This is a genomic window from Caballeronia sp. LjRoot31, from assembly GCF_964253885.1.
Classification (GTDB): Bacteria; Pseudomonadota; Gammaproteobacteria; order Burkholderiales; family Burkholderiaceae; genus Caballeronia.
This window is the reverse complement of record NZ_CAXURX020000003.1, coordinates 228120-253641: the sequence shown is the minus strand read 5'-3', so window position 1 is coordinate 253641 and position 25522 is coordinate 228120. Positions and strand designations below refer to the sequence as shown.

Sequence of the window (25522 nt, the reverse complement as noted above, 5' to 3'; positions counted from 1 at the left end):
GTGTACACGAATCGCAGGTTTAGCTATCGGAGTGAGCCATGAAGTCTGTCACCCCAGCAGTATCCGCCGCGCCCGCCTATGCGCCAAAGCCTGCAGCGGTCTACACCTGCGCCATGCATCCCCAGATAAGGTTGCCGAACCCCGGCGCGTGCCCGATCTGCGGCATGACGCTGGAGTTGGTTGCCCCCGTCTTGACGGAGCAGTCTTCTATTGAGCTTAGGGATATGACTCGCCGCTTCTGGATGGCGGTGGTCTTCTCGGTGCCCCTGCTGTGGCTGACCATGGGACATGACGTCGGGCTTCCGGATCCGAACGACGCGATCAATCGCATGGCGCAAGCGTTCAAGCTTCCGCATCTCCTGTCCGTCTCGTGGTCGCAATGCTTGCAGGGCTTGCTGGCGACACCGGTCGTTCTATGGGCTGGATGGCCGTTTCTCGCACGGGGATGGAGATCCTTCGCCACGTGGCAGTTGAACATGTTCAGCCTTATTGCCATAGGGGTTGGGGCAGCGTATTTCTTCAGTCTTTTCGTCTTGTTCTTTCCTGCCAGTGTTCCCGATGCGTTTCGACGCGGGGGTGAACTGCCTTCGTATTTCGAAGCTTCTTCCGTAATCGTGGCGCTTATTTTGCTAGGGCAGGTGCTTGAACTGCGTGCGCGCTCGCGGACCACCGGCGCGATACAGGACTTGTTGAAGCTGGCGCCACAAACGGCGGATAGAGTGCGCGTCGACGGTACGGAAGAAACCGTTGCGCTCGAGATGGTTGTCGTGGGTGACACTCTGCGCGTCAAACCCGGCTCAAAAATTCCTGTCGATGGCGTGGTCTTGGAAGGGCGATCGAGCGTCGATGAATCCATGATTTCCGGGGAACCGATCCCGGTAGAGAAGGTAACCGGCAGCAACGTCACAGGGGCGACCGTGAATCAGACCGGATCCTTTCTGATGAAGGCCGAGAAGGTCGGGAGCGAGACCCTGCTCGCGAGAATCGTTCAATTGGTCTCCGAGGCCGGGCGCTCTCGCGCGCCCATTCAGAAGATTGCCGACGAGGTTTCGGGATGGTTCGTCACGGCGGTGCTGGTGGTCGCGGCCGTTTCGTTCGCGGTCTGGATGCTCTTCGGACCGCAGCCGGTGCTCGGAAACGCTCTTGTCGTGGCTATCAGCGTACTCATTATCGCGTGTCCGTGCGCGCTCGGCCTGGCTACGCCAGTTTCGATCATCGTGGGTGTCGGACGAGGGGCGAAACAAGGTGTCCTTATCAAAGATGCGCAAGCGCTGGAGCTGATGGAAAAAGTGGATACCTTGCTGGTCGATAAAACCGGGACGTTGACGGAGGGTAGGCCACGGGTGCGTGCAGTCATCGCGCTTGACGGATTCACCGAAACTTTGCTGCTCGCTTATTCAGGCGGCCTCGAGGGGCAGAGCGAACATCCGCTGGCGCAAGCTATTGTCAGTGAGGCACGCGAACGCAATGTCACGCTTTCATCCGTGTCTGCCTTCAATTCAGTGACCGGTAAAGGTATAAGCGGGACGATCGATGGCCATAGCGTCCTGCTCGGTAACGCACGGCTGATGGATGACGCGAAAGTCGATTACTTAGCCGCGAGAGTGGGCGTGGAACGACTGCTGACAGACGCGCAAACGGTTATGTATCTTTCGGTCGACGGCAAGCTGGCCGGCTACCTTGGTGTGTCCGATCCAGTCAAAGCCACGACGCCCGAGGCAGTCAAGCAGCTTAGAGCGTCCGGAATCAAGATCATCATGCTAACGGGCGACAATGCGGTAACCGCTAACGCCGTTGCGAAGGTTCTGGCTCTGGACGGCGTGAAAGCCGAGGTGCTTCCGCAAGACAAACATAAGTATGTGCAAGAGTTGCAGGAGCAAGGACATGTTGTCGCGATGGCTGGAGACGGTGTGAACGATGCGCCGGCCCTGGCGCAAGCCAATGTTGGCATAGCAATGGGGACAGGAACGGATGTGGCGATGAATAGTGCGCGCATCGTCCTTGTCAAAGGCGACCTGCGGGGTATCGCAACCGCAAGGCAGTTGAGCGTCGCCACGATGAAGAACATCCGGCAAAACCTGTTCTTTGCCTTCGCCTACAACTTGATCGGGATACCGATCGCGGCGGGCGTTCTTTATCCGTGGTCAGGCATCCTGCTAAGCCCTGTCATTGCAAGCGCCGCCATGGCATTCAGTTCCGTGTCGGTAATCGGAAATGCCCTACGCCTCAAGGCGGTCAGGTTCCACGGCGCGCCAACCTGACTTCACTTCACATATTGACGCCTACACCGGTGCATTGATGTCGGCGACCCTGACCAGTTTCTTGTTCACGAACTCCTGAATGCCCATCTCGGACAGTTCTCGGCCGTAACCTGAGTGCTTGACGCCACCGAACGGCAACTCCGGTGTCGTCCAGGTCGGCTGGTTGACAAACACCATTCCGGTGTCGATGCGGCTCGCCACGCGCTTGCCCCGTGCGATATCCCTTGTGAAGACCGAACCGCCAAGACCGAAGTCTGAATCGTTAGCGAGCGCCACCGCTTCGTCTTCGTTTTTTACGGTGAAAAGCAGGGCGACCGGTCCGAAAAACTCATCGCGGAATGCGGGATTGTCTGGCCGGATATGGGTGAGAATCGTGGGCTGCATGAACGCGCCTGGACGATCAAGACGCTTGCCGCCCATAACGAGCTTCGCACCGTGAGCAACCGCTTGTTCTACCTGATCAAGGAGCTTGACGAGAGCCGATTCGGTTGACAGCGGACCCAGGGTCGTCACGGGATCCATCGGATCGCCCGGCGTGAGCGCCTCAAGCGCCGTTTGAAACCTGTGCAGAAAGTGGCCCGCTACTTCCTCGACAACGATAAAGCGCTTCGCAGCTACGCAGCACTGGCCCATGTTGTTCATCTTGCCCCACACAGCCCATTTGACCGTCTTTTCCAGGTCCGCATCTTCGAGCACGATGAATGCGTCGCTGCCGCCCAGTTCCATTGTCGACTTCTTGAGGTTCATCCCAGCCCGGGCGGCCACCACTCTTCCGGCGTCCACACTCCCAGTCAACGCTACGCCCTTGATCCGCGGATCATCGATTACCTGATTGACCTGGTCATAGGAAATCAGAAGGTTGGTATAGGCGCCTGCCGGTGCACCTGCGTCAAGCCATAGCTGCTCGAAAGCGATGGCGCACTGGGGCACGCAGCCGGCGTGCTTTACCATCACCACATTACCGGCCATCAGATTCGGTGCGGCAAAGCGTGCGAGTTGATAGTACGGAAAATTCCACGGTTGTACGCCGAAGAGCACGCCTAATGGGCTGCTTTCGACTTGCGCTTCCCCTGTGAGCGGTTGCAGGACCCGGGGTGCCAGGAACGACTCCGCGTTCCTCGCGTAGTAGTCGAGGATATCTGCACTCAGCTCCACCTCACCTCGAGCCTGCGCGACCAGCTTACCCATCTCGAGGGTTACCGGCCGGGCAAACTCATAGACCCGCGCGCGCATCAGTGCCGCGGCTCTTGCGACAATTGCCGCTCGTTCGTAGAAACTGGTATGCCGCCAGGTTTCAAAGCAAGCTTGTGCGTGCTCGATTGCTATTTCAAGCCGCTTATCGTCAAACTCTTCGAATGTTTTCAGAATCGTGCCGTCATACGGGTTCACGCTTTGATAGGACATGATCGGCTCTCATTGGTAAGGATAGCTATCGAAGCGAAACAACGTTTCGCTCGACTTGGAAAATTGAATTTCAGTCCGCCGTATCGGGCGGAGCGGATGAACGTGCCTCTAGCCGTCTGTTCCTGCGGCGACGCGCCATTTCGCCCGCTCTCATCGTGTCTTGAGCCGGCACGCTCGAAGAAAGACGTGCGAATTCCTGGTCCACCATGCTGGCGAGATCGCCTTCGCTTACCTCCGCTCCGGGCGGAAGCGAAAGCAATGACTCGAGAAATGTTTGCGTTGTCATGGAAAACTCCGTTGCTGGCTACGGCCAATTGGGAACGACGTTAAGAAAATACAATTTTTATCACTGGGCGATAGTTGATGGCTCTTACTGCGACGGAGAATGGAATAGCCGGCGCGAACATCGTGCACAGTCAATCGGCGCCATGAAACGAGAGACGGGCTTCGATGCTGACTTCGGGCCGTCACAGGCTTGAGTCGGTAGTCGCTCGACGGGTTTTAGCGCAGAGCTGAGAAGCAACCGCTATAAAAACGCCTAATTTTCCAGCGAGTTCTATAGCCGAGAGAAAAGCAAGGGAACGTGAGTGAGCGTATTCGGATGACACTGCAACCGCGATCACGGCTACGCTAACCAGACACAGAAATGCAAGAGCATATCTCGCCAGGGTAATTCCCTTAAAGGAAAGAACAGCGAGCGCAACAAACAGGAGCTTCGAGGTCAATAGCGCGGAAGACTGTTCAACGCTCGTTCCGCTATCTATTTCCCATGGAAGTTCGACTAAAGACCACAGCACGACAAAGCAGGTTGAAATTGTGGCCCACCTATCCATGCCCGCGGCTAGGTATCGCGTGGCTCGACCGCCCGATTCGACCGGGAGCAGCCCGGGTTTCGGCAACACGCGCCCGCTGCTGTCCGGGTTCATATGGATCGGCTGTACATGAGTTTTGCCTTTAATAAGGGCTTCACCGAGCCTGGCACCTAAGTCGTTAGCAGCTTAAGCATTTGCAGGGCACGTTCGTGGATGATGCTGCCACGCCACCAGTAACGTTCTGATCGAAGATGCGATTGCGCCTAAAAGGTAACGCCTGAAAATTCACTACAGGATAGCTTTCGACGTGGTAAAGCGAAAGACTCGGAATCTACTCAGATCAACGTGATTGGGCGATAAAGCCGCGTGGGAATTAGCCAGTGGCTTGCTACGCAACGCGGTTCGCGAACGGCGCACGCTGCGGTTGTTGCACGGCAGCTTGGCAAGGACTGCCTCGTCGGCTACCGCGCTGGAACTTCAGCCACGTCTTAAGCATCTGCGCTTGGGTTTATCGACCGACAATCCCTTCTATCAAAGGCGCTTCGCGGGTAGCGACTTCAGGTTTGCGCGAACCCTTTTTTCTGCCAAAAGCGACATATAGTCAAGGACGCGTGCTCCATCTCGATAGGCGGCCATCGTGTCCTCATACATCTTCGAGACGGCTAGCACCGATGTATGCGTTTCTTCGGCTATCTGCTCAACAACTCTCTCATCGCTGGGTCTATTCACTTTGATTTCCTCGTTCGGAAGCAGTAGGGGAAAAGCTGAATTTTCCAAAAACGAATGACGAGGTGATCGCAAAAGCAAAGAGTTCTTCGTCTGGATCGGCGCTTCGCGAAGTGTCGCGTGCACAATTCAAACTAGCATTTTTGTACGAGCCGCCGTTGACTCAGATCAAGGCAGATCTGTTCGAGAAATAGCGCGGGCATGAATGCCAATGAACAATGGCGTTCACCCGGAATTTTGCTCCGCCACTAGAGAGATAGCGTCGTTCGGAGCAGGGGGAAGGGAGAAGGGCCGGCGGGTTGCAAACCGAATGCGTTAGCCCCGCGACTTACCCTGGCTCGCCTTTAGTTTTGGTTATGGCCGAAGCCGGCGCGAAAGGCGGCCCCAGCTTTTTCGCAATGAGGTCCATGAGATAGGCGGAAAAGTACACCACCGCAGCGCCCAGGGCCAGTCCACGCAGATCGTCAAAGCCCACGGAATGGTGCGTTAAATATTGGACCGCACAGTAGACCACTGCGAAATAGATCCAGATGTAGAAGGCATCGACGGGACGGTCATGCCGCCGACGCGGTGCATGATGGTGAGCACCCGTCTTTAGGTCCGGAGAGGATTGTATTTGCATGTTCTATCGTGGCGGTGCCGTTGGGTTATTCGGTTGGGGGACCCTGCTGACCAAACCTCATTAAGGCGCTTGGTTTAAAGCGTACTTAACGCATCGCTTAGCACGATGTATGAATGCATCGTAATGGGGAAAACATTAGTCCAGTAGTTGCCATCCATGTCTGTTTGATATGGATCAAATAGTGCGCAAGACTGGCCGGCCTATGCTGTCAGCACTCTTTCGGTGGGAGTAACGCGAAACACGGGCGGAACACGGCCACTCAGCTTCACTCCTTGCTTCCCCGACGATTGCCTTACCGCTGTTCTGGATATTACCGGCCGGCAAGATAGCGAGGAGCATGTTACCTACCGGCGAACCAGCAGCTCGAATTCGTGACCGGTGCTTGGTTAAGCCTGGCGCTCGCGAGTCGAATGCAAATCACGACATCGCAAAAGGACGGGCTTATGCAAATTCGAGAAATTCGATCAAAGATCAAGAGCGTTACCAACACGCGCAAGATTACCCGCGCGATGGAAATGATGGCGCGTACGAAAATGGCTAAAGCACAGCGACGCGCGCGCGTGTTCCGGCCGTACGCGGAGCGTATTCGCGCCATAGCAATACGTCTTCACGAAGACAAACCGGACTACATGTCGGCTTTCCTCACCCGACGCATGCCGGTTGCCCGGGTCGGCCTGATTGTTGTCAGTACCGACCGGGGTTTATGCGGGCCGCTAAATAATCGCTTGCTGCTCAAGTGCTCGGAGGCGTTGGACGAGTGGCAAAAAGCGGGAGTGAAGGTCGAAGTGAGCGTGATCGGTTCCCGGGGTATCGGCCCATTGCATCGTCATGGCGCCAACGTTGTAGCGCGTACCGGCGTATTGACCGCGGAGCTGCACTTTGATGCGTTCTTCGGCACGATTACCGTGCCGCTCAGCGGATTTCTCAACGCACAGCTGGACGAAGTCTACATTGCGTATAACCACCTTTCCAGCGCCCTGTCTTATGAGCCTAAGCTTGAGAAGGTTCTGCCGCTAGACGAGCTCCTGGCGAATCGTGACGGGCCGCCGGAGCCCTTGCCCGAGTATATCTACGAGCCGGACCCCAAGCCTGTGGTCGACACCTTGCTGCTGCGCTACGTCGAGTCATTCATCTACCAGGCGGTTGCCGAGAATAATGCCTGCGAGCAGTGCGCCCGAATGCTGGCGATGCAAGCGGCGACCGACAATGCCGACCGCATGCTCAAGAACCTGGTTCGCGTTTATAACAGGACCCGCCAGGCGGCGATCACCACCGAGCTATGTGACATCGTCAATGGCGCATCGGCCGTTTAAGCCAAGGTAAATATGGACCATCTCTTGCGGGTCGACATTCTTAGTGTCGAAGAATTGCTTTTTACAGGCGACTCTACTTTCGTTGTATTGCCGGGCGAGGTAGGTGAATTGGGCATTTATCCCGGCCACGCGTCCCTGATGACGCGCATTCGACCAGGGGTTATAAAGATCCGTCAGCCTGGGGCGGCTGAAGATCAGCATGTCTTTGTCGCAGGAGGCGTGCTGGAAGTGTTGCGGGACTCGGTCATCGTGCTGGCTGACCATGCAATTCGCACGCCGGAGCTTGATTCTGCACAGGCAGATGAAGCGAGAGCCAAAGCAAGCGAACTTCGCGACCAGTTCGCCAACGAGAGCCGAGGAGAATTCGATTTCGCCGCGGCTAAATCGGAACTGATGGACGAACTGAGGAGGTTCTTTCTGTTGGCTCTGCACGAGAATACTCGTTGAGTGTGGTGACGGCTGCACTGTTGGCGAATAGGTGCACCACGCTATTCGCCAACACGAAACAGGGTACATCCCCCCTCATGGAATACGTTTGCTCTGAGCGCTCTGAGCCTTTGGATAGAACCGCGCACCGTCGAGTTCGGACAACAACTCGTACTCACGATACTTCGCCGTCACGTCACGCTGGGCAGCATCGAGCAGCACGCGCGCTTCATCCGGGTCCGACTTCGACAGGCCGCTATAGCGGATTTCGTTGTAAGCATAGTCCCGCAGCGGAATAGCCGGACGGGGTGAATCAAGGCAGAAAGGATTTTGCCCAACGGCACGTAGCGCGGGGTTAAAGCGCAACAGAGGCCAGAAGCCGCTCGCGACGGCAAGCTCCTGCTGTTTCATACCATGGCGCATGTCAATGCCATGCGCGATGCAATGGCTGTAAGCGAGAATCATGGACGGGCCATCGTAGGCTTCCGCCTCGCGAAAGGCGAGCAGCGTTTGCTGAGGATTCGCACCCATGGCGACCTGCGCGACGTAGATATTGCCGTAGGCGATCGCTTGCAGCGCCAGATCCTTGCGTGCCACGCGCTTGCCTGCGGCAGCGAACTTGGCGACCGCGCCGAGCGGTGTTGCTTTGGATGCCTGACCACCTGTATTCGAATAGACCTCTGTGTCGAGCACGAGCACATTCACATTGCGTCCCGTCGCGAGCACGTGATCGAGACCGCCGTAGTCGATATCGTAGGCCCAGCCGTCACCCCCGACGATCCAGATACTACGGCGAACCAGGTGATCGATCAGCGACAGCAGATCGCGCGCGGAGTCGGTTTTCAGCGCGAGCAACTTCGACCTCAATTCAGCGACGCGCTGGCGCTGGGCGCGGATATCTGATTCCTCCGTCTGCGGCGCATCGATAATCGCTTGTGCGAGCGCCTGACCTACTTGCGGCGCGAGAGAGCGCAGCAGCGTGAGTGCCATGTCGAGGTGTTTGTCGGCGGCGAGGCGAAAGCCAAGGCCGAACTCGGCGTTGTCTTCGAACAGCGAGTTCGACCACGCCGGGCCCCGGCCTTCGTGGTTCAGCGTCCAGGGTGTCACGGGCAGATTGCCGCCGTAAATCGATGAGCATCCGGTCGCATTGGCGATCTGCGCCCGGTCGCCGAACAACTGCGACAGCAGCTTGAGATACGGCGTTTCACCGCATCCGGCGCACGCACCGGGGAATTCGAATAGCGGCTGCAAAAACTGGACGCCGCGCACGTTCTTGAAGTCGACGCGTGAGCGATCGTTGACCGCAAGGGTCTCGAAGAACGCAATGTTCGCGAGAGACTCGGCGAGCAAGGGTGCTTTCGCGGTGAGGTTGATCGCCTTGACATCGGCTTGCGTGGAACTTTGAACCGGGCACGCTTCGACGCATAGGCCGCAACCGGTACAGTCTTCCGCATACACCTCAAGGGTGAAACGTTCTTCGGGGTAACCTCGCGCATTGACGGGCGCCGACTTGAATGACGACGGCGCGCCGTTGAGCTGGTCCTCGTTGTAGTAGCGCGAGCGGATCACGCTGTGAGGGCACACGAATGCGCATTGCCCGCACTGAATGCACGATTGCGCATCCCAGCTTGCGACGATATCGGAGACGTTGCGTTTCTCGAATGCGGCCGTCCCCGATGGAAACGTGCCATCGGCAGGCATCGCGCTGACGGGGATCATGTCGCCCATGCCCGCGAACATCTTTGCGGTCACACGCCGAACGAATTCAGGGGCGGTTGCCGGCACCTGCGCTGCAAGGTCGTGCGCATTGGTGGCGCGGGCGGGCAGGGGTACCTCATGAAGATGGCTTAGGGCGGCGTCGACCGCCGCATTGTTCTTTTCGACAGTCTCCTCGCCCTTGCGGCTGTAGGTCTTGGTGATTGATTCTTTGATGTGGCGCAGGGCCTCGTCTCGCGGAAGCACGCCTGAAATCGCAAAGAAACAGGTCTGCAGGATCGTGTTGGTGAGGTTCCCAAGGCCCGCGTCGCGCGCCACGCTGGTCGCATCGATGACAAAAAAACGCAGCTGTTTGTCGATGAGCGTTTGCTGTACCGAGTGGGGCAACTGGTCCCACACTTGCTCGGGCCCGAACGGGCTGTTGAGCAGAAACACGGCGCCTGGCGCGGCCAGTCGCAACATGTCCTGTCGCTCCAGAAAGCCGAACTGGTGGCAGGCGACAAACGACGCCGATGCAATGAGATACGGCGCCCGGATCGGCTCGTTCCCAAAGCGAAGATGTGATGCCGTTTGAGCGCCTGACTTGTGCGAATCGTAGACGAAATAGCCCTGTGCATAGAGCCCCGCGTCCTCGGCGATGATCTTCACGGTGTTCTTGTTGGCGCCGACCGTGCCGTCGGCGCCCAGTCCGTAGAAGACCGCGGTCTTGACGCTCGGCGGTTCGATGGAGAAGGCCGGATCGTAAGTGAGGCTGGTGTGAGACAGGTCGTCATCGATACCGACCGTGAAGCTGTTTTTCGGATTCGGCTTGCTCAGTTCATCGAAGACTGCGCGTGCCATTGCCGGCGAGAAATTTTTCGATGAAATGCCATAGCGCCCACCGATCACGCGCGGCATCGCGCTGCGCTCGCTGCTCGTGAATGCTTGAGCAAGCGTACTGACGACATCGAGATAGAGCGGTTCGCCCGGAGCGCCCGATTCCTTTGTCTGTTCGATTACGCCAATGGAGCGCACCGTCGCGGGCAGTTGCGCGAGAAAGTGCGCGGCGGAAAACGGCCGGTACAGACGTACCTGGAGCGCGCCGACTTTCTCGCCCTTCGCGCAAAGCGCCTTGACTGTCTCACGAACCGTTTCCGCACCTGACCCCATGGCGATGACCACGCGTGTGGCGTCTTGCGCGCCTTCGTATTCGAACAGGCGGTACTGGCGTCCGGTCAATGCGGCAAAGCGAGCCATGACAGCGTCGACAACGGCGGGTACTTTCTCGTAGAAAGGATTGGATGCCTCGCGCGCCTGAAAGTAGGTGTCCGGATTGTGGGCCGTGCCGCGAATGAAAGGGTGCTCGGGACTGAGCGCGCGTTCACGATGCTCGCGGACCAGGCGGTCGTCGATCATCGCGCGGATGTGTTCGTCAGGCAGAAGCTCGAGTGTGTTCAGTTCGTGCGAGGTGCGAAAGCCGTCGAAGAAATGCAGGAAGGGCACCCGCGACTCAAGCGTTGCCGCCTGGGATATCAAGGCGAAGTCATGCGCTTCCTGCACCGACGCGGACGATAGCAAGGCGAAGCCGGTGGTACGCACGGTCATCACGTCAGAGTGGTCACCGAAGATCGATAGTGCGGAGGTTGCCAGCGAACGCGCAGCGACATGGAACACGGTCGCCGTCAATTCACCCGCGATTTTCAGCATGTTCGGCAGCATCAGCATGAGACCCTGCGACGCGGTAAACGTGGTCGTCAACGCGCCGGATTGCAGCGCGCCATGGACCGCGCCGGCTGCACCACCTTCGCTTTGCATTTCCTGCACGACCGGAACGTTGCCCCAGATGTTCTTGACACCTTTGGCGGCCCATTCGTCGGCGAGTTCCGCCATGGTCGAAGAGGGCGTGATCGGAAATATCGCGCAGATCTCGTTGACGCGGTAGGCGACGTGGGCGGCTGCCGTGTTGCCATCCATCGTGGTTCTGTTGCCCATTATCGTTTCCTCTAACGTGGAACTTCAGCCATGTCAGGCAAGACCGCGCCCGATGGTTCTGCAAACATGTCGATCGCGTGACTAGGGCACTGATCGAAGCAGACCGCACAGCCGGTGCAGCGCTCGAAGTCGACGCGGTACCCTTGGTTCGGCCCGAGCTTGACGATCGCGTCTTCAGGACACGCGGCGAGACAGTTGTCGCATTCGAAACAGTTGCCGCATGAAAGGCAGCGCTTGGCCTCGTGTACCGCTTCGCGTTCGCTGAGACCGCTGACCACCTCATCGAACGACTGGATCCGATCCGCGGCGCTGCGCTCGTTTTGCCGCGATGGTTCGGCGTCGCTGTAGATCAACAGGTTGAGCAGGGCGAAATCGGCTATGGGATGCTTCGGTACGGATTCGCGCACGAGGCCGTTGAGCCAGGCGTCGATATGCGCGGCCGCCTTTTTGCCATGGCCCGTCGCAACGGTCACGCTGCGCTCGCCCGGTACGAGGTCGCCGCCCCCGAAGATGCCCGCTTCGCCCGTCATCATGTTGGGACCGACGATCATCGTGCCGTCGGCTTGAAACTCGATGCCGGGTATCTGCCTGAGAAATTGGCTGTCCGCGTCCTGCCCGAGCGCCAGGACGACGGCGTCGGCATGAAGCGTTTCGAATTGTCCTGTCGGCTGTGGATGCCCGTGTTCGTCAATGCGCATCCTTTCGACCGTCAGGGCGCTTGCGTCGATCGCCGTGATCGTAGTCAGCCATTTGATCTTGATGCCTTCGGCGAGCGCTTCGTCCGCTTCGAATCCATGGGCGCTCATATGCTCGCGATCGCGCCGGTAGACGATCAATGCGTCGTTCGCGCCTAGTCGCTTGGCGGTGCGCGCCGCGTCCATCGCCGTATTGCCGCCGCCATAGATGATCACGCGTCGGCCGAGCAACGGCGTGGTTCCCTGCTCGACGTCACTTAGCAATGACACAGCGTCGAATACCCTGGCTGCATCGCGCGCGGGAATGTCAACGTGCCGGGAAAGGTGGGCGCCGATCGCCACGAAGACGGCGTCGAAGTTGCCTGCCTGTTTCTCCGCGAGCAGATCCTCGACCTTGTGGTTCAGCACGAGCTTTACGCCAAGCGCTTCAATACCCGCGATTTCACGCATCAGGATGTCGCGCGGCAGGCGATACGCGGGGATCCCGAAGTGGAGCATCCCGCCGGGAAGCGGACCGGCGTCATGGATCTCGACGGCATGGCCGCGTCGTGCCAGGTGATAAGCGGCCGACAGGCCGCTCGGGCCGGCGCCGACGATCAATACGCGCTTGCCGGAAGGCGGCATGTCGACCGGCAAGGTCCAGCCGCCTTCGATCGCCTTGTCGCCCAGAAAGCGCTCGACAGCATGAATGCCGACCGTACTGTCCAACTCCGCGCGGTTGCAATGCGACTCGCAGGGGTGGTAGCAGACGCGCCCGTGTATGGCGGGCATCGGATTGTCGCGCACCAAGGTTTCCCAGGCCGCCCGGAAGTTGCCCGCCTGCGCATGAGCCATCCATGCCTGAATGTCTTCGCCTGCAGGACACGCGGCATTGCACGGCGGCAACAAGTCCACGTAGACGGGGCGTTTGGAACGCTTGGGCCCCGCGCCCGTGACGCTTGTCAACTCGACCCTTGGCGTCATGTCGGTGTGCTTAGGATAGGTCATTTCAATGCTCCGTGATCGCAGACGGATTTGGCACCGGCGGCGTAGATTCGCCGGTCGTGCCAGACCGGGTCTTCACTGCGCTGCCTGTCTCTTTCAAGAACAACGACAAGACGATTGCAAGCACGATGGCGGCGATGCCCACGGTTCCCGCCTTTTGAAAGACCGGCAGCGACAGTTCCGCGCCACCTGAAATTCTTGTCAAAAGCCAGCCGTATAGCGGCGCCATCACCGCGCTGAACGTGAACACGAGAAAGTTGATGGCCCCCGTCGCACTGCCTTTCACATGATCCGGATTGACTTCCTTGATGATGGTGTAGGGAATCATCGCGGCGCCAGACCCAAATCCAAGAATGAAGCCAGCCAGGTAGGGCGGCAGGGTGTTCTGCGGCAGGTAGAGTATGGAGAGTGCGGCTGCCAGCATCACGAGAGCGCCAGCGATCAACATGGGCTTGCGGCGGCCGATCCGGTCGGCAATGTACCCGAGCACGGGACAGCCGATTACCCAGCCAAGCGGCACCATTGACGCGCGATTGACAGCTTGCGCATAGTCGATATGCCAGCCGTCGCGCAAAAAGGCGACACCCCAGATCATGTCGCCGATAGTCGTGGGCAGGAACAGCAAGCCTGCGGCGAACCCGCACAGATACGATTGCGGATTTGTCAGTACGGTCTTGTACGGTGTGAACATCGACCAGATTGACGACTGTTCCGCTGTCCGGGCATCGTGATCCGCAGGGGTCAGGATCAGGATGAGGGCCGCGACAATCACGCCTGCTAAGCCCGCATACAGCCAGAACTGCTGCCAGACAATTCCACCATGAATCAACGGCGCGACGACGAACTGACCCGCCGATCCGCCCAACATGCCGAAGCATTGGGTGAAGCCGACGGCTGTAGCCAGATAGCGTGGCGGAAAGCCGTGGGTGGCGAGGTACACCGCGCCGGTGAAGGCGAATGCACCACCGGCGCCCTGGAGCAAGCGGCCGAACTCCGCAGAAGCGACCCATCCGGCTCCGAACAGCGCGGCCCCGCCCGCGAGCATGGCGACGCCTAGCGGGATGACGTATTTCGCACCGTACCGATCCAGCGAGGCGCCGGCAACGAGAGAGAATAATGAATACGTGTAGTAGTAGAGCCCGACGAGCGAACTTACGCCGAGCGCGGAAAGCGCGAAGGCATGGGTCAACTCTGGAACCATGACGCCCGGAGCCGAGCGCAATGCGTACTGCCCGAAATAGAAGATCAGGCAGAACACCCAGGCGACAATGAACGCGGGGTGAAAACAGTCGGTACGAGATGATGCGGGAGAGTTGGATGGCACGACGCACTCCAAGACGGTGTGTCCAGATACTGTGCCTTTAGCGGTTTCCAGGAGTGATGTAGATCAAAGATATCGCCACCGCCGCGGGCGGTCATGGTGCAATTCCCAGATCTTCTATTTCCAGTCGTTCTACAACGTTAGTCGAGCGAAAGCATCTTGATCCCACTGACATCTCGCTGACATCTAAACGCAGCATGGGCCTGACGAAAACCTCGACACCTTCGACTTGACGCAGATCAACCGCGCCGAAAAAGATACCGCTACAGTCGCTTTGAATCGCTGTTCCCGACGCAAGTCACAACGGCCGCGATGGGTGGGCCTTGTCCTTAAAGGTCTCACCGGGCTTCATCGGGCCTCATCGGGTCTCACGGAAAACATCACCCTCTGCGCCTAGTCATTCACGTTTTGAAGAAGACTCTCGCATGGGTTCGTACACGTCGCTGCAAGGTAAGCAAGACTGACCTGAAGGATCTTCATGGACACTCGCTCCAGGATTGTTTCCACCGGTAACCCCGCACTCCCGCAGCAACCGGTTTCCCCTGCTGCCACCAACGCCTTTCGCGCGCTCGATCACACGAAGGAGGCAACGATCGCTCGTTTCACAGGCGGTCTGTCCCCTGCAGCGCAATCGCTGGCTTTTGCTGACTGGTTCATCCATCTCGCGTCGGCGCCGGGAAAACGGGCGGAGCTGGCGTCGCTAGCCGCCGCGAATGCAGGCCAGATCGGTGACTACATGCTGCGCAGCCTGACGGGTAACGCGGCCGTGCCACTTGCGCAGCCAGCACCCGGAGATCACCGTTTTCGCGCGGAGGTCTGGCAGACCGAGCCTTATCGACTTTTGCAGCAGATGTTCCTGCTGACCGAACAATGGTGGCAAGCCGCAACCCGTGACGTACCGGGCGCGACGAAACATCACGAAAACGTCGTGAGTTTTGGCGCGCGCCAGTTGCTCGATATGTCCTCGCCGACGAATTCGCCGTTCACCAACCCCGAGGTCATACAGCGAACCCAGGCCACGCTGGGCGCCAATCTTCTGCAGGGCGCGTGCAACTTGCTCGAAGACGCGCGACGCCAGGCGAACGGCCAGCCCCTCGCCGGCGTCGATCAGTTCAAGGTCGGCGTTGCTCTCGCGGTGACGCCCGGCAAGGTGGTCTTTCGCAATCATCTGATTGAGCTTATTCAGTACAGTCCCACGACCGAAAAGGTCGTCGCCGAGCCGATCCTGATCGTGCCAGCCTGGATCATGAAGTACTACATACTAGATCTCTCGCCACACAACTCGCTGATCCGCTTCCTGGTCGGCCAGGGCTACACGGTGTTCTGCATTTCGTGGCGCAACGTCGGCGCAGAAGACCGGGACCTGAGTCTCGATGATTACCGGACGCTCGGCGTCATGGCCGCGCTCGATACCATCGGCGAAATCGTGCCGGACCAACGGATCCATGCGACGGGCTATTGCCTCGGCGGCACATTGTTGTCGATAGCCGCAGCGGCAATGGCGGGCGTCGGCGACGAGCGGCTCGCCTCCGTATCGCTCCTTGCCGCACAAACGGATTTCACGGAACCCGGCGAGCTGCAATTGTTCATCGACGACAGCGAGGTCTACTTCATCGAAAGCATGATGTGGTCGAAGGGTTATCTCGACGCCAGCCAGATGTCAGGCGCATTCCAGATGCTGGAGTCGAACGACCTGATCTGGTCCCATGTCATTCACGACTACATGCTGGGCGATCGCACGCCCATGTTCGACCTGATGGCCTGGGACGCCGATTCGACCCGCATGCCCTATCGGATGCACTCGGAGTATCTGCGCAAGTTGTTTCTCGACAACGACCTCGCGTCGAGCCGGTATCAAGTCGATGGACGGCCCATCTCGCTGCGCAACATCCGTGCGCCGATGTTCGTGGTCGGCACTGACCGCGACCATATCGCGCCGTGGCGTTCGGTCTACAAGATCCACTACCTGTCCAGCACGGAGATCACGTTCGTGCTGACGAGCGGCGGCCACAATGCCGGCATCGTCAGCGAACCGGGGCACGCGAACCGGCAGTTCAGGATCGAATACGCAGCGGGAGGGGATCTTCGCGTCGGCCCGGACGAATGGATCGCCGCCGCCGAACCGCGCGACGGTTCATGGTGGACCGAATGGACCGCCTGGCTCGCCAGCCGTTCAGCAAAGGATCTTGTCGCACCACCGCACATGGGGCTCGCTGCTGAAGAGCGCGTGACCCTTGTCGATGCACCCGGCACCTACGTACTTCAGGACTGAGAGCGACCCATGGACGACAACCTCCTTCACAACCGTACCTTCGATGAACTCGCGATCGGTGAGTCGGCATCGCTCGTACGCACCGCCGGGCTCGACGATATCCAGTTGTTTGCCGCCATGTCGGGCGACGTCAATCCCGCCCACGTCGATGCGGCTTTCGCCGCGCATGACATGTTCGGTCATGTTGTCGTGCAGGGCATGTGGACGGCCGGGCTCATCTCTGCGTTGCTGGGTACGAGACTGCCCGGACCGGGCACGATCTATCTCGACCAGGACCTGCAGTTCCGTCATCCGGTCGTACCGGGCGACGTGGTGACAGCAACGGTGATCGTCAAGGAAAAACGCGCGGACAAACGGATTGTGCTGCTCGATACGCGTTGCACCAACCAGCGGGGCGAGGTGGTCCTGATCGGCCTGGCGACGGTGATTGCGCCGGCCGAGACTATCGTATGGCCGCGGCTTGCCCGTCCGGATGTTTCGGTGCGAAGCCACGGTCGTTATGACGCTTTTATCCGCGAAGCCCAGAGCATGCCATCCTTGCGCACGGCGATCGTGCACCCGTGCTCCGCGGAGGCGATCAAGGCGGCGATCGAGGCCCGCAACGAAGGGATGATCGATCCCGTGCTGATCGGCCCGGAAGCGAAGATTCGTGCCGCCGCCGAATTGGCGGAGGTCAGCCTCGCCGGGGTGACGATCGAAGCGGTCGAACACAGCCATGCGGCCGCCGCGCGCGCCGTCGAAATGGGTGCGGCAGGCAAGGTCGCCGCCCTCATGAAGGGCAGCCTGGAAACGGACGAGTTGCTCGCGGCGATCGTCGGCTCGGCGTCCGGCCTGCGGACCGAACGGCGTATCAGCCATGTCTATGCGATGGACGTGCCCGCCTATCCCAAGCCCTTGTTCATCACTGACGCCGCCGTCAACATCGCGCCCTCGCTCGAACAGAAACGCGATATCTGCCAGAACACGATCGACCTGCTGCATCTGCTCGGCATCGCGCAACCCCGGGTAGCCGTGCTCGCCGCGGTGGAACTCGTCAACCCGCACATGCAGACCACGCTCGACGCAGCCGCGCTCACCGTGATGGCTGCGCGCGGCCAGATTCGTGGTGCGATTGTCGACGGCCCGCTCGCCTTCGACAACGCCATCAGCATGGCGGCGGCCAAGACGAAAGGGATCGTCTCGCCGGTCGCGGGGCAGGCGGACATCCTGCTCGTGCCCGACCTGGAAGCGGGCAACATGCTGGCCAAGCAATTGATGTACTTCAGCGGCGCCGATGCCGCCGGGCTGGTACTCGGCGCACGCCTGCCGATCATCCTGACCAGCCGCGCCGACAGCCTGCGGGTGCGGCTCGCGTCGGTGGCGCTGGCCAGGATAGTCGCGCAACGCACGCTGCTCAGCAAGGCGTTGCCATCATGAGCGCGCCGCTATTGCTTACCTTCAATCCCGGCTCATCGACGATCAAGATCGGCCTGTTCAGCGTCTCGTCCAGTGGCGCGACGAGGATTGGCCAGGGCATGATCGATTTCCGGCGCGTGCCGCTCTCGCTGCATCTGGTGAATGAGGGCGCCGTTCACGATATCCCTCTGAAGGCCGTTGTCACAGAGAACCTGCACGAGGTGCTGGACGAAACGCTCAATTGGTTTGCGACGCATTTTTCGCTGACGGATCTGGTCTCGGTCGGGCATCGGGTCGTGCATGGCGGCGACACCTTTTCCGGACCGGTCGCCATCACCGATGAAGCGCTTGCCGCGATCGTCCAGCTCACGCCCCTCGCCCCGTTGCATCAGCCGCAAAGTGTCCGGCTGATTCGTGCTATTCGACACCTGCGGCCTCACCTTGTGCAGTCGGCCTCATTCGACACCGCCTTTCATCGCACGCAAACGGACCTTGTGCGCCGCTTCGCGCTGCCACGCCGTTTCTTCGATAATGGCGTCAAACGCTACGGCTTTCACGGTCTCTCGTATAGCTTTATTGCCCGCGCTTTTGCGCATCAGTTTCCTCAACTCACCAATAGTAAGTTGATCGCGGCACACCTTGGCAGCGGCGCAAGCCTGTGCGCGATGAACGCAGGCGCGAGCCGCGACACCAGCATGGGCTTCTCGACTCTTGACGGCATTCCGATGGCCACGCGCTGCGGCGCGCTCGATGCGGGCGTCGTCCTTCATTTCATGCAGCAGGAAGGCTTGAGCGCTGCAGCGATTGAAAAGATCCTGTACGAACAATCCGGCTTGCTCGGCGTTTCGGGGATCAGCGCGGACAGTCGCGAACTCGCGGCCAGCACACGGCCGGAAGCGCGCGAAGCGCTCGATCTCTTCGCATTTCGAATCGCGGGAGAAGCAGCTCGGCTCGCGACCACGCTCGGTGGCCTGGACTGCCTCCTGTTCACCGCCGGGATCGGCGAACACCAGCCTCAGGTCCGTGCAGCGGTATGCGCGCGTCTCGCGTGGATCGGCGTTGAACTGGACGACCAGGCGAACGCCGCCAATGCGACCATTATCAGCGCCGCCAGCAGTCGCGTCACCGTGTTAGTGCTCGCGACCGATGAAGAGCAGATCATCGCGGACGAAGCTGTTTCCATTCTTCATGGCCAAGGAGTCACTGCATGAATGCGCTCATCGATCTATCCGGAAAACGTGGTCTGGTCATTGGCATTGCTAATGAACATAGCATCGCCGCAGGATGTGCTCACATGTTCCGCGCGGCCGGTGCCGAACTCGCGATTACCTACCTTAACGAAAAAGCCGAACCGTATGTGCGCGCTGTCGCCGAGACCCTGCCGGCAGCCCTCATCATGGCTTGCGACGTCAGCGTGCCGGGTCAGCTCGAAGCCGTCTTCGCGCGGATCAAGCGGGAATGGGGAAAGCTCGACTTCGTGCTTCACTCGATCGCCTTCGCGCCCGCTGCCGATCTTCACGCGAGCCTTGTCGATTGCTCCGCCGAGGGCTTCGCGCTTGCGATGGACGTGTCCTGCCATTCATTCATCCGCACGGCGAAGCTGGCGTTGCCGCTGATGACTGACGGCGGCAGCCTGATGACGGTGAGTTTCTACGGCGCCGAACGGGCGGTCGACCATTACAACCTGATGGGTCCGGTCAAGGCTGCGCTCGAATCAAGCGTGCGTTATCTGGCGGCCGATCTCGCGACTCACCGGGTTCATGTTCACGCCATCTCCGCCGGCGCGGTGATGACACGTGCGGCGTCCGGCATTGACCACTTCGATGCGCTTCTCGACGAGGTCCGCGCACGCACGCCGGCGCAGCATCTTGTCACGATCGAGGAAATCGGGCGTATCGCGGCCGTGCTCGCCAGCGACGCCGGCATGACGCTGACAGGTTCAACCATCTACGCCGACGCCGGTTTTCACGTGGTGGCCTGACGGGCATGGAAGCGCTTCAACGATCCGTCTAAACTGCCGATCGCGTCGGTTATGATAGTTGCCGACGAGATTCCGAGTAAGACGGTATGCCCAAACAACCCACCACTGAAAAAACGTCCGCGCTTGACGGACAGAACGACGCTGCCGAGAGCGCCGAAGACACCACCGCCGGCGCGTCCTATCTGGTCCCGGGCCTCGAACGCGGCTTGCGGATCCTCGCGGAGTTTTCCGCTCGCGAACCGATCCTGGGTGCGCCGGAATTATCGAAGCGTATCGGCATCCCGCGCACGACAACATTCCGGTTGCTGCAGACGCTCGAATCGCTGGGTTTCCTGGAGCGAGTCAATGACGATCGCAATTTCAGGCTGGGCGTCGCGGTATTGCGGCTTGGATTCGAATACCTGAGTTCGCTCGAGTTGACTGACTTCGCGGCGCCGATCCTCGAACGTCTTCGGGACGCGACCGGCCTGAATGCCCATTTGCTTATCCGCGATCAGCGCGATGTGGTGTTCGTCGCCAAGGCCCAGAGTCACGACGCCATGTTCAGTTCGGTGAGGGTGCATGTCGGCACGCGTTTTCCCGCGCATGCAACCACGCACGGTCACGTGCTGATGAGCGATCTGGGTTTGGCGCAGCTGCGCGCGCTTTATCCGGAAAAACGTCTTGAGCAGTTCACGGACCGGACGCCGGGCACGGTAAGCGAACTGGAAGCGCGGGTGCGGGTGTGTGCATCGCAGGGATATGGGTCGAGCGAAGGTGCGTTTGAGCGGGGAATCTCGGTGGTGACGGCGCCGGTGCGTGAACGCTCGGGAGGCATAGTCGCCGCGGTCACGGTCACGGTGCCGCGTTCGGAATTCGGGACCGCGCGTGAGAAGGACGACCTCGTTACCGCGGTGTGCGGCGCGGCGATCGAATTGTCGATGCGAATGGGATACCGGCCCGCTGACGGGGACCCCACCGCGAAGCTGGCCACGCGCCGCACCGAAAAATTGGATTGAAAGGGCAAGCGTCGCGTAGATGCGCGACGCTGTTTGGCGGCTCTGCCTGGAGCTTGCCTAGAACGAGTGATGGATGCCGGCGAGCAATGCCACCTGATTGCGATTGCTCGATACGCCCGCCGTGTACAGCGCCGCATTCGCCCCCGAGCTGGCGCGCTCGAACAACGCATTCACATACACCTGCGTCATCTTCGACAGCAGATAGATGTCGCCAATCTCGAACTGCGTATAACGCTCGCCGGCGAATGTCGTTGTGGCTGCGCCGCCCGCGATCCAGTTATCCGGAACCACCTTCCAGGTCGCGCCCGCATCGTAGCTCTGGAACACGTCGGACACGCTACCCGATTCCAGTTTCACGCGTGTGTACAACGCATGCATGAGCACGTTGCCGAGCGTATAGGAAACGCCTGCGCCCATGTTCTCGACTTTATCGGCGGTATAAGTCGCGGCCGGCTGGTTCTGAAAAGTCACATAGCCGAGTGTCGAGACGGAGACCGAGCGGTTATGTTCATTCGAGTAAGTCGCGGCCGCGGTAAAGGGACCGTTCACGTAATTCACGCCGAATCCCTCTGACTTGCCCGTGGAGAAGTTGGTCGTGTTGCCCAACCCCATCATCGTGCCGACGGTGAGCCCGTGATAACTCGCCGAGGTGAACTTCACCGAGTTGTCGTAGGGAACCACGCCGGTATCCGCGAGCTCGTCAATATTTCCCGGATGGAACGCATACCAGCTTGCCGCTTGATACCCCGTGGACAGCGGCCCGAGGTAGTCAAACGAAAATGGCGTTTGATGCCCCAAGGTGACCTTGCCGAACTGGTCTGAACTGAGACCCACGAAAGCCTGCCGGTTCCACTCGACACCGCTCTTCGCAAACGCACCAGTGGTTGTGTAGAAGCCATTCTCCAACTGCACGATTGACTTCAGCCCGCCGCCCAGATCCTCGACCGCGCGAATGCCCCAGCGGTCCGGCTGCATGTTGCCTTGCTCTTCCATCCACTTGGCATGGCCGCCGCTGTTACTGACGTATGCAACGCCGGCATCCAGGCTGCCGTACAGCGTCACAGTGCTTTGCGCCCACGCGCCCGATGCGGCGCCCGCTCCGATCAACCCCGCCGCGATGATGTGTTTCACCTTACGTTCTCCTAATCGTCCGATTGATTCGCGGGCGCTGATAACCAGCCCCCAACGCATTCCCTTTCCCTCAAGTCGAATGATCAATTGGTGTGTTCCACCTATGGATCAACGTCTTGCCTATGGAAAGTATATTGAGTTTTCAAGCTGGGAAAAAATAAATTCGTGCGATCGGAAATTGTGACCCGGCGAACTTGGCAGGCACCAAAAACGGGCCGTAACTGACTGTTTTGAAAGAAAAAGCGGGATAGACGCGCACATCGCACAAGAGAGGGGAATTGTCTGCTTCGAGCTCGTCTCAGTGTTTTCACTAAGAGCCGCATTTTTATTTTTGACCAGCGAGAAACCGCTTCTATAATAACCACATGTAAATCAATGTTCCGTATGTGGAACAAAACAAACCCGGAGGAAGTGAGCAATGGCTGAGCAATGGCGTTGCGCCGGACATGCCGGTGATCTGTCGGAGGACTCTCCGATCGAATACAAGATCGAGGGCGGCGCGGAGGTCGGTATCTATCGCGTGGGCGACGAGTTGTATGCGCTTGAGAACGTGTGTCCGCACGCTTACGCGCTGCTGACGCAAGGTTTTGTCGATGGCGACACGGTCGAATGTCCGCTGCACGAAGCCGTTTTTCATATTCCGACGGGCAAGTGCCTGAAAGAGCCCGGTGGCCGCGACTTGAAGACCTACGCGGTCCGGCTCGCCGGTGAAGAAATCCAGATCAAGGTGGAATGACATGGCAACGAATGATGCGCGCGAAGTAACCATCAACTTCAATCCCTCGCTCAAGCCGTGGCTTGCGCCGCAACCGAACAACGTGGCCGGCAAGGGCGTGATCGAAAAGCCGGGCGAGACTGAAAACTTTATCTGGCAAACGCGCAAGGCCGAGCCCACGCAATACGAAAACGACTTCGGCGACGCACTCGAACGCGTGTTCGATGCAGGCGCGGTCGAGCTCGATCAGGTTGCCGACGGCTTGAACGGTATCGGCTTTCGCACGCCCGAAGGTGCTGCGTGGACCGGAGAGCGGCTCGCCGCCGAGTTCCGCACGCTGGCCGATTGAACGCCGCCCCTATCAATATCAGGAGTATTGAATGACGTCCCCCAATACAAATAACGTGGCCGTTGAGATCGAACCGGTTCAGGCGTATCTCGATCGAGGCTTGCGTAATTACTGGTACCCCGTCGCGCCGAGCTGGCAAGTGGCGAACGCGCCGATCGGCCTGACGCGCCTGGGCGATCAGATCGTGCTGTGGCGCGACAACGAAGGCCACGTTCATGCGCTTGAAGATCGTTGCCCGCATCGCGGCGCGCGTCTGTCGCTTGGATGGAATCTCGGCGGCAGCGTGGCGTGCTGGTATCACGGTATCGAGGTGGATGGCAGCGGTACTGTGCAGAAGGTGCCAGCCGTGTCCGCGTGTCCGCTTGAAGGGCAGAAGTGCGTGAAGTCGTATCCGGCGCAAGAACATGCGGGCGCGATTTTTCTCTGGTTCGGCGACGACGCCAACAAGGAACCCGCACCGCTGCAATTGCCGGAGGAACTGGTTGGCGAGGAATACGCGAGCTTCCTGTGCATGTCGCACTGGAAGTGCAATTACCAGTACGCAATCGACAACGTCATGGACCCGATGCATGGCGCATATCTGCACGCCACGTCCCACTCCATGGCCGATGGCGACAAGCAGGCCGACATGCGTGTGCGCAAGACGGAGACCGGTTTGATGTTCGAAAAGGTCGGCCAGCGCGACGTGAATTTCGACTGGGTCGAGATCGGTGAAACGGGTTGTCTGTGGATGCGTCTTGCGATTCCGTACAAGAAGAAGTTCGGTCCGGGCGGCAACTTTGGAATCATCGGCTTCGCGGTTCCTGTCGATGAAAACCATTGCCAGGTCTATTTCTGGCGTACCCGCAAGGTCTCGGGCTGGCAGCGTGATGCGTGGAAATTCATGTATCGCAATCGTCTTGAAGGGTTGCACTGGGCGGTGCTGGAACAGGACAGATACGTACTCGAAAGCATGGCGCCGAACGCGCGTGACCACGAGTTTCTGTATCAGCACGATGTTGGCATGACGCGCGTGCGCCGCCTGTTCAAGCAACGCGCGCAACAACATCTTGCCGCGCTCGATGCGCTGAAAGCGCAACAGCCGGAGCACGGTCATGCGTGACGCGCTCGCCGGACGCCGCATTCTTGTCACCGGCGGCGCGCGCGGATTAGGCGCTGCGTTCGTCACGTCGCTGGCTCAAGCCGGTGCGCGCGTGGCGTTTGGCGACGTGCTGGAAGACGAAGGCCGGACGCTTGCGAAGACACTGAGCGAAGCGGGTCATCGCGTGGACTTCGTGCCGCTCGATCTGAACGATCCAGTGAGCATTCAGGCGTGCGTTGCGACGAGCGCCGAATTGATGGGCGGCATCGATGGGCTTATCAATAATGCGGCGATCACGAATTCGGGCGGCAAGAGCGCCGACGAACTGAGCACCGCGACGTGGGACGCCGTCATGAACGTCAACGTTCGCGGAACCTGGCTCATTAGTGTTGCAGCCATGCCGCATCTGCGTGACTCAGGGCGGGGCAGCATCGTGAATATTGCTTCCGATACGGCCTTGTGGGGCGCGCCTAAATTGCTCGCCTATGTGGCGAGCAAGGGCGCCGTCATCGCGATGACCCGGACGCTTGCCCGCGAGTTCGGCGCGCATGGCATCACGGTGAACGCCATTGCGCCCGGGCTGACCGAAGTCGAGGCGACCGCCTACGTGCCGGCCGAACGCCACGAGTATTACCTCAAGGGCCGCGCGCTCAATCGTGCGCAGGTTCCCGATGACGTCAACGGCCCCGTCCTGTTTCTCTTGTCCGATGCAGCGCGCTTCGTCACCGGCCAGCTATTGCCGGTGAACGGCGGCTTCGTCATGAACTGATTCAGTCACTCACTCAGGCAGTAACGAACTCAACACCTTGAAGGAGCAATCAATGGCCGATACGGATATCGAACGCAAGTCGTGGGAACAGCCGGAAGAAGCGAGCTTTGCCCAATGGATGGACTCACGCGTCGCACGTCTTGAAACGCGCAAGTACGACTGGGACGCACTGAAGTTCCAGGCGGATTACGACCCGAAGTATCGCCGGGCGCAGATGCGTTATGTCGGGACGGGCGGCACCGGGGTAGCGAAGGACGTGAACACGGTTCCGGCCGGCGGCTTCACGTTCTCCACCATGGTCATTCCGGCCGGCAACATCGGCCCGAGCCATATTCATATGGACGTCGAAGAAATTTTCTTCGTGATTCGCGGAAAGATGAAAGTGGTGTGCGAGAAGGACGGCGAGTCGTGGGAAACGGTTGTCGGCGAGCGTGACCTGATCTCGGTGCCGCCGGGCGTGTATCGCACGGAAATCAATATTGGCGATGAAGACGCGCTCATGTGCGTGATGCTCGGCGCGGCCAAGCCGATCACGCCGACGTATCCGCCCGATTCTCCGCTGGCCAAGCTGAAGCGTTAA

At 59.6% G+C, this 25522-nt stretch carries 22 protein-coding genes; 14 read left to right on the top strand and 8 right to left on the bottom strand.

Features of this window, described 5'->3' with window-relative positions:
* The first annotated feature begins 38 nt into the window (after positions 1-38).
* Positions 39-2261: a copper-transporting P-type ATPase gene (locus ACSQ8V_RS29905; protein WP_436208182.1), complete on the top strand. Its 2223-nt coding sequence runs from the start codon at positions 39-41 to the stop codon at positions 2259-2261.
* Between the two features lie 21 nt (positions 2262-2282).
* On the opposite strand, the gene ACSQ8V_RS29900 is transcribed toward ACSQ8V_RS29905, so the two are convergent.
* Both ACSQ8V_RS29900 and ACSQ8V_RS29895 read right to left on the bottom strand, forming a co-directional pair.
* Entirely contained in the window at positions 2283-3665 is a 1383-nt protein-coding gene (locus tag ACSQ8V_RS29900) for an NAD-dependent succinate-semialdehyde dehydrogenase (RefSeq protein ID WP_436208181.1), read from the bottom strand.
* A gap of 70 nt (positions 3666-3735) precedes the next feature.
* Positions 3736-3951, bottom strand: a complete 216-nt coding sequence (locus tag ACSQ8V_RS29895; protein ID WP_213764889.1) for a hypothetical protein — start codon at positions 3949-3951, stop codon at positions 3736-3738.
* A gap of 892 nt (positions 3952-4843) precedes the next feature.
* Between ACSQ8V_RS29895 and ACSQ8V_RS29890 the strand changes: the two genes are divergently transcribed.
* Positions 4844-4969: a PEP-utilizing enzyme gene (locus ACSQ8V_RS29890; RefSeq protein WP_436208180.1), complete on the top strand. Its 126-nt coding sequence runs from the start codon at positions 4844-4846 to the stop codon at positions 4967-4969.
* Positions 4970-5008: 39 nt separating this feature from the next.
* Here ACSQ8V_RS29890 and ACSQ8V_RS29885 read toward each other — a convergent pair whose 3' ends face one another.
* Both ACSQ8V_RS29885 and ACSQ8V_RS29880 read right to left on the bottom strand, forming a co-directional pair.
* Entirely contained in the window at positions 5009-5206 is a 198-nt protein-coding gene (locus tag ACSQ8V_RS29885) for a DUF3562 domain-containing protein (RefSeq protein WP_436208179.1), read from the bottom strand.
* A gap of 325 nt (positions 5207-5531) precedes the next feature.
* The gene (locus ACSQ8V_RS29880) at positions 5532-5825 is read right to left on the bottom strand and encodes a hypothetical protein (RefSeq protein WP_436208178.1); all 294 of its coding nucleotides are present in this window, start codon (positions 5823-5825) and stop codon (positions 5532-5534) included.
* Positions 5826-6268: 443 nt separating this feature from the next.
* On the opposite strand from ACSQ8V_RS29880, the gene atpG reads away from it, so the two are divergent.
* Both atpG and atpC read left to right on the top strand, forming a co-directional pair.
* Positions 6269-7138 carry an ATP synthase F1 subunit gamma gene (gene atpG, locus ACSQ8V_RS29875; RefSeq protein ID WP_436209214.1) on the top strand — a complete coding sequence of 290 codons (870 nt, stop codon included), beginning with the start codon at positions 6269-6271 and terminating at the stop codon, positions 7136-7138.
* Between the two features lie 12 nt (positions 7139-7150).
* Positions 7151-7585 (top strand): ATP synthase F1 subunit epsilon, encoded by a 435-nt coding sequence (gene atpC / locus ACSQ8V_RS29870; protein WP_436185371.1) that lies wholly within the window; start codon positions 7151-7153, stop codon positions 7583-7585.
* Between the two features lie 75 nt (positions 7586-7660).
* Here the strand turns inward: atpC and nifJ are convergent, their stop codons facing one another.
* Genes nifJ through ACSQ8V_RS29855 form a run of 3 tightly spaced genes read right to left on the bottom strand, consistent with a single transcriptional unit; the run spans position 7661 to position 14254 of the window.
* Entirely contained in the window at positions 7661-11251 is a 3591-nt protein-coding gene (gene nifJ, locus ACSQ8V_RS29865; RefSeq protein WP_436208177.1) for a pyruvate:ferredoxin (flavodoxin) oxidoreductase, read from the bottom strand.
* Between the two features lie 11 nt (positions 11252-11262).
* A complete protein-coding gene (locus tag ACSQ8V_RS29860; RefSeq protein WP_436208176.1) occupies positions 11263-12933 on the bottom strand; it encodes an NAD(P)-binding protein in 1671 nt (556 codons plus the stop codon).
* A 1-nt stretch (position 12934) separates the two neighbouring features.
* Positions 12935-14254: an MFS transporter gene (locus ACSQ8V_RS29855; protein WP_436208175.1), complete on the bottom strand. Its 1320-nt coding sequence runs from the start codon at positions 14252-14254 to the stop codon at positions 12935-12937.
* A gap of 475 nt (positions 14255-14729) precedes the next feature.
* Here ACSQ8V_RS29855 and ACSQ8V_RS29850 point away from each other — a divergent pair, with 475 nt between their 5' ends.
* The 5 genes from ACSQ8V_RS29850 (at position 14730) to ACSQ8V_RS29830 (ending at position 20897) form a co-directional block, all read left to right on the top strand.
* Complete coding sequence (locus ACSQ8V_RS29850) at positions 14730-16523, top strand: PHA/PHB synthase family protein (protein WP_436208174.1); 1794 nt, start codon at positions 14730-14732, stop codon at positions 16521-16523.
* A 9-nt stretch (positions 16524-16532) separates the two neighbouring features.
* A complete protein-coding gene (locus tag ACSQ8V_RS29845; RefSeq protein ID WP_213764898.1) occupies positions 16533-17939 on the top strand; it encodes a bifunctional enoyl-CoA hydratase/phosphate acetyltransferase in 1407 nt (468 codons plus the stop codon).
* Positions 17936-19129, top strand: a complete 1194-nt coding sequence (locus ACSQ8V_RS29840; protein WP_436208173.1) for an acetate/propionate family kinase — start codon at positions 17936-17938, stop codon at positions 19127-19129. Before ACSQ8V_RS29845 ends, ACSQ8V_RS29840 begins: the two co-directional genes overlap by 4 nt.
* Before the next feature lie 8 nt (positions 19130-19137).
* Complete coding sequence (gene fabI / locus ACSQ8V_RS29835) at positions 19138-19899, top strand: enoyl-ACP reductase FabI (RefSeq protein WP_213764987.1); 762 nt, start codon at positions 19138-19140, stop codon at positions 19897-19899.
* An 86-nt stretch (positions 19900-19985) separates the two neighbouring features.
* Entirely contained in the window at positions 19986-20897 is a 912-nt protein-coding gene (locus ACSQ8V_RS29830; RefSeq protein ID WP_436208172.1) for an IclR family transcriptional regulator, read from the top strand.
* 57 nt (positions 20898-20954) lie between these two features.
* On the opposite strand, the gene ACSQ8V_RS29825 is transcribed toward ACSQ8V_RS29830, so the two are convergent.
* A complete protein-coding gene (locus ACSQ8V_RS29825) occupies positions 20955-22088 on the bottom strand; it encodes a porin (protein WP_436208171.1) in 1134 nt (377 codons plus the stop codon).
* A 358-nt stretch (positions 22089-22446) separates the two neighbouring features.
* Between ACSQ8V_RS29825 and ACSQ8V_RS29820 the strand changes: the two genes are divergently transcribed.
* Genes ACSQ8V_RS29820 through ACSQ8V_RS29800 form a run of 5 tightly spaced genes read left to right on the top strand, consistent with a single transcriptional unit; the run spans position 22447 to position 25522 of the window.
* Positions 22447-22764, top strand: coding sequence for a non-heme iron oxygenase ferredoxin subunit (locus ACSQ8V_RS29820; RefSeq protein ID WP_122179916.1), 318 nt, complete (start codon positions 22447-22449; stop codon positions 22762-22764).
* Between the two features lies 1 nt (position 22765).
* Positions 22766-23092, top strand: a complete 327-nt coding sequence (locus ACSQ8V_RS29815) for a recombinase-like helix-turn-helix domain-containing protein (RefSeq protein ID WP_436208170.1) — start codon at positions 22766-22768, stop codon at positions 23090-23092.
* A gap of 31 nt (positions 23093-23123) precedes the next feature.
* Positions 23124-24194: an aromatic ring-hydroxylating dioxygenase subunit alpha gene (locus tag ACSQ8V_RS29810; protein ID WP_436208169.1), complete on the top strand. Its 1071-nt coding sequence runs from the start codon at positions 23124-23126 to the stop codon at positions 24192-24194.
* The gene (locus tag ACSQ8V_RS29805) at positions 24187-24942 is read left to right on the top strand and encodes an SDR family oxidoreductase (protein WP_436208168.1); all 756 of its coding nucleotides are present in this window, start codon (positions 24187-24189) and stop codon (positions 24940-24942) included. The genes ACSQ8V_RS29810 and ACSQ8V_RS29805 overlap by 8 nt, the downstream gene beginning before the upstream one ends.
* A 52-nt stretch (positions 24943-24994) precedes the next feature.
* Entirely contained in the window at positions 24995-25522 is a 528-nt protein-coding gene (locus ACSQ8V_RS29800; protein WP_436185362.1) for a cupin domain-containing protein, read from the top strand.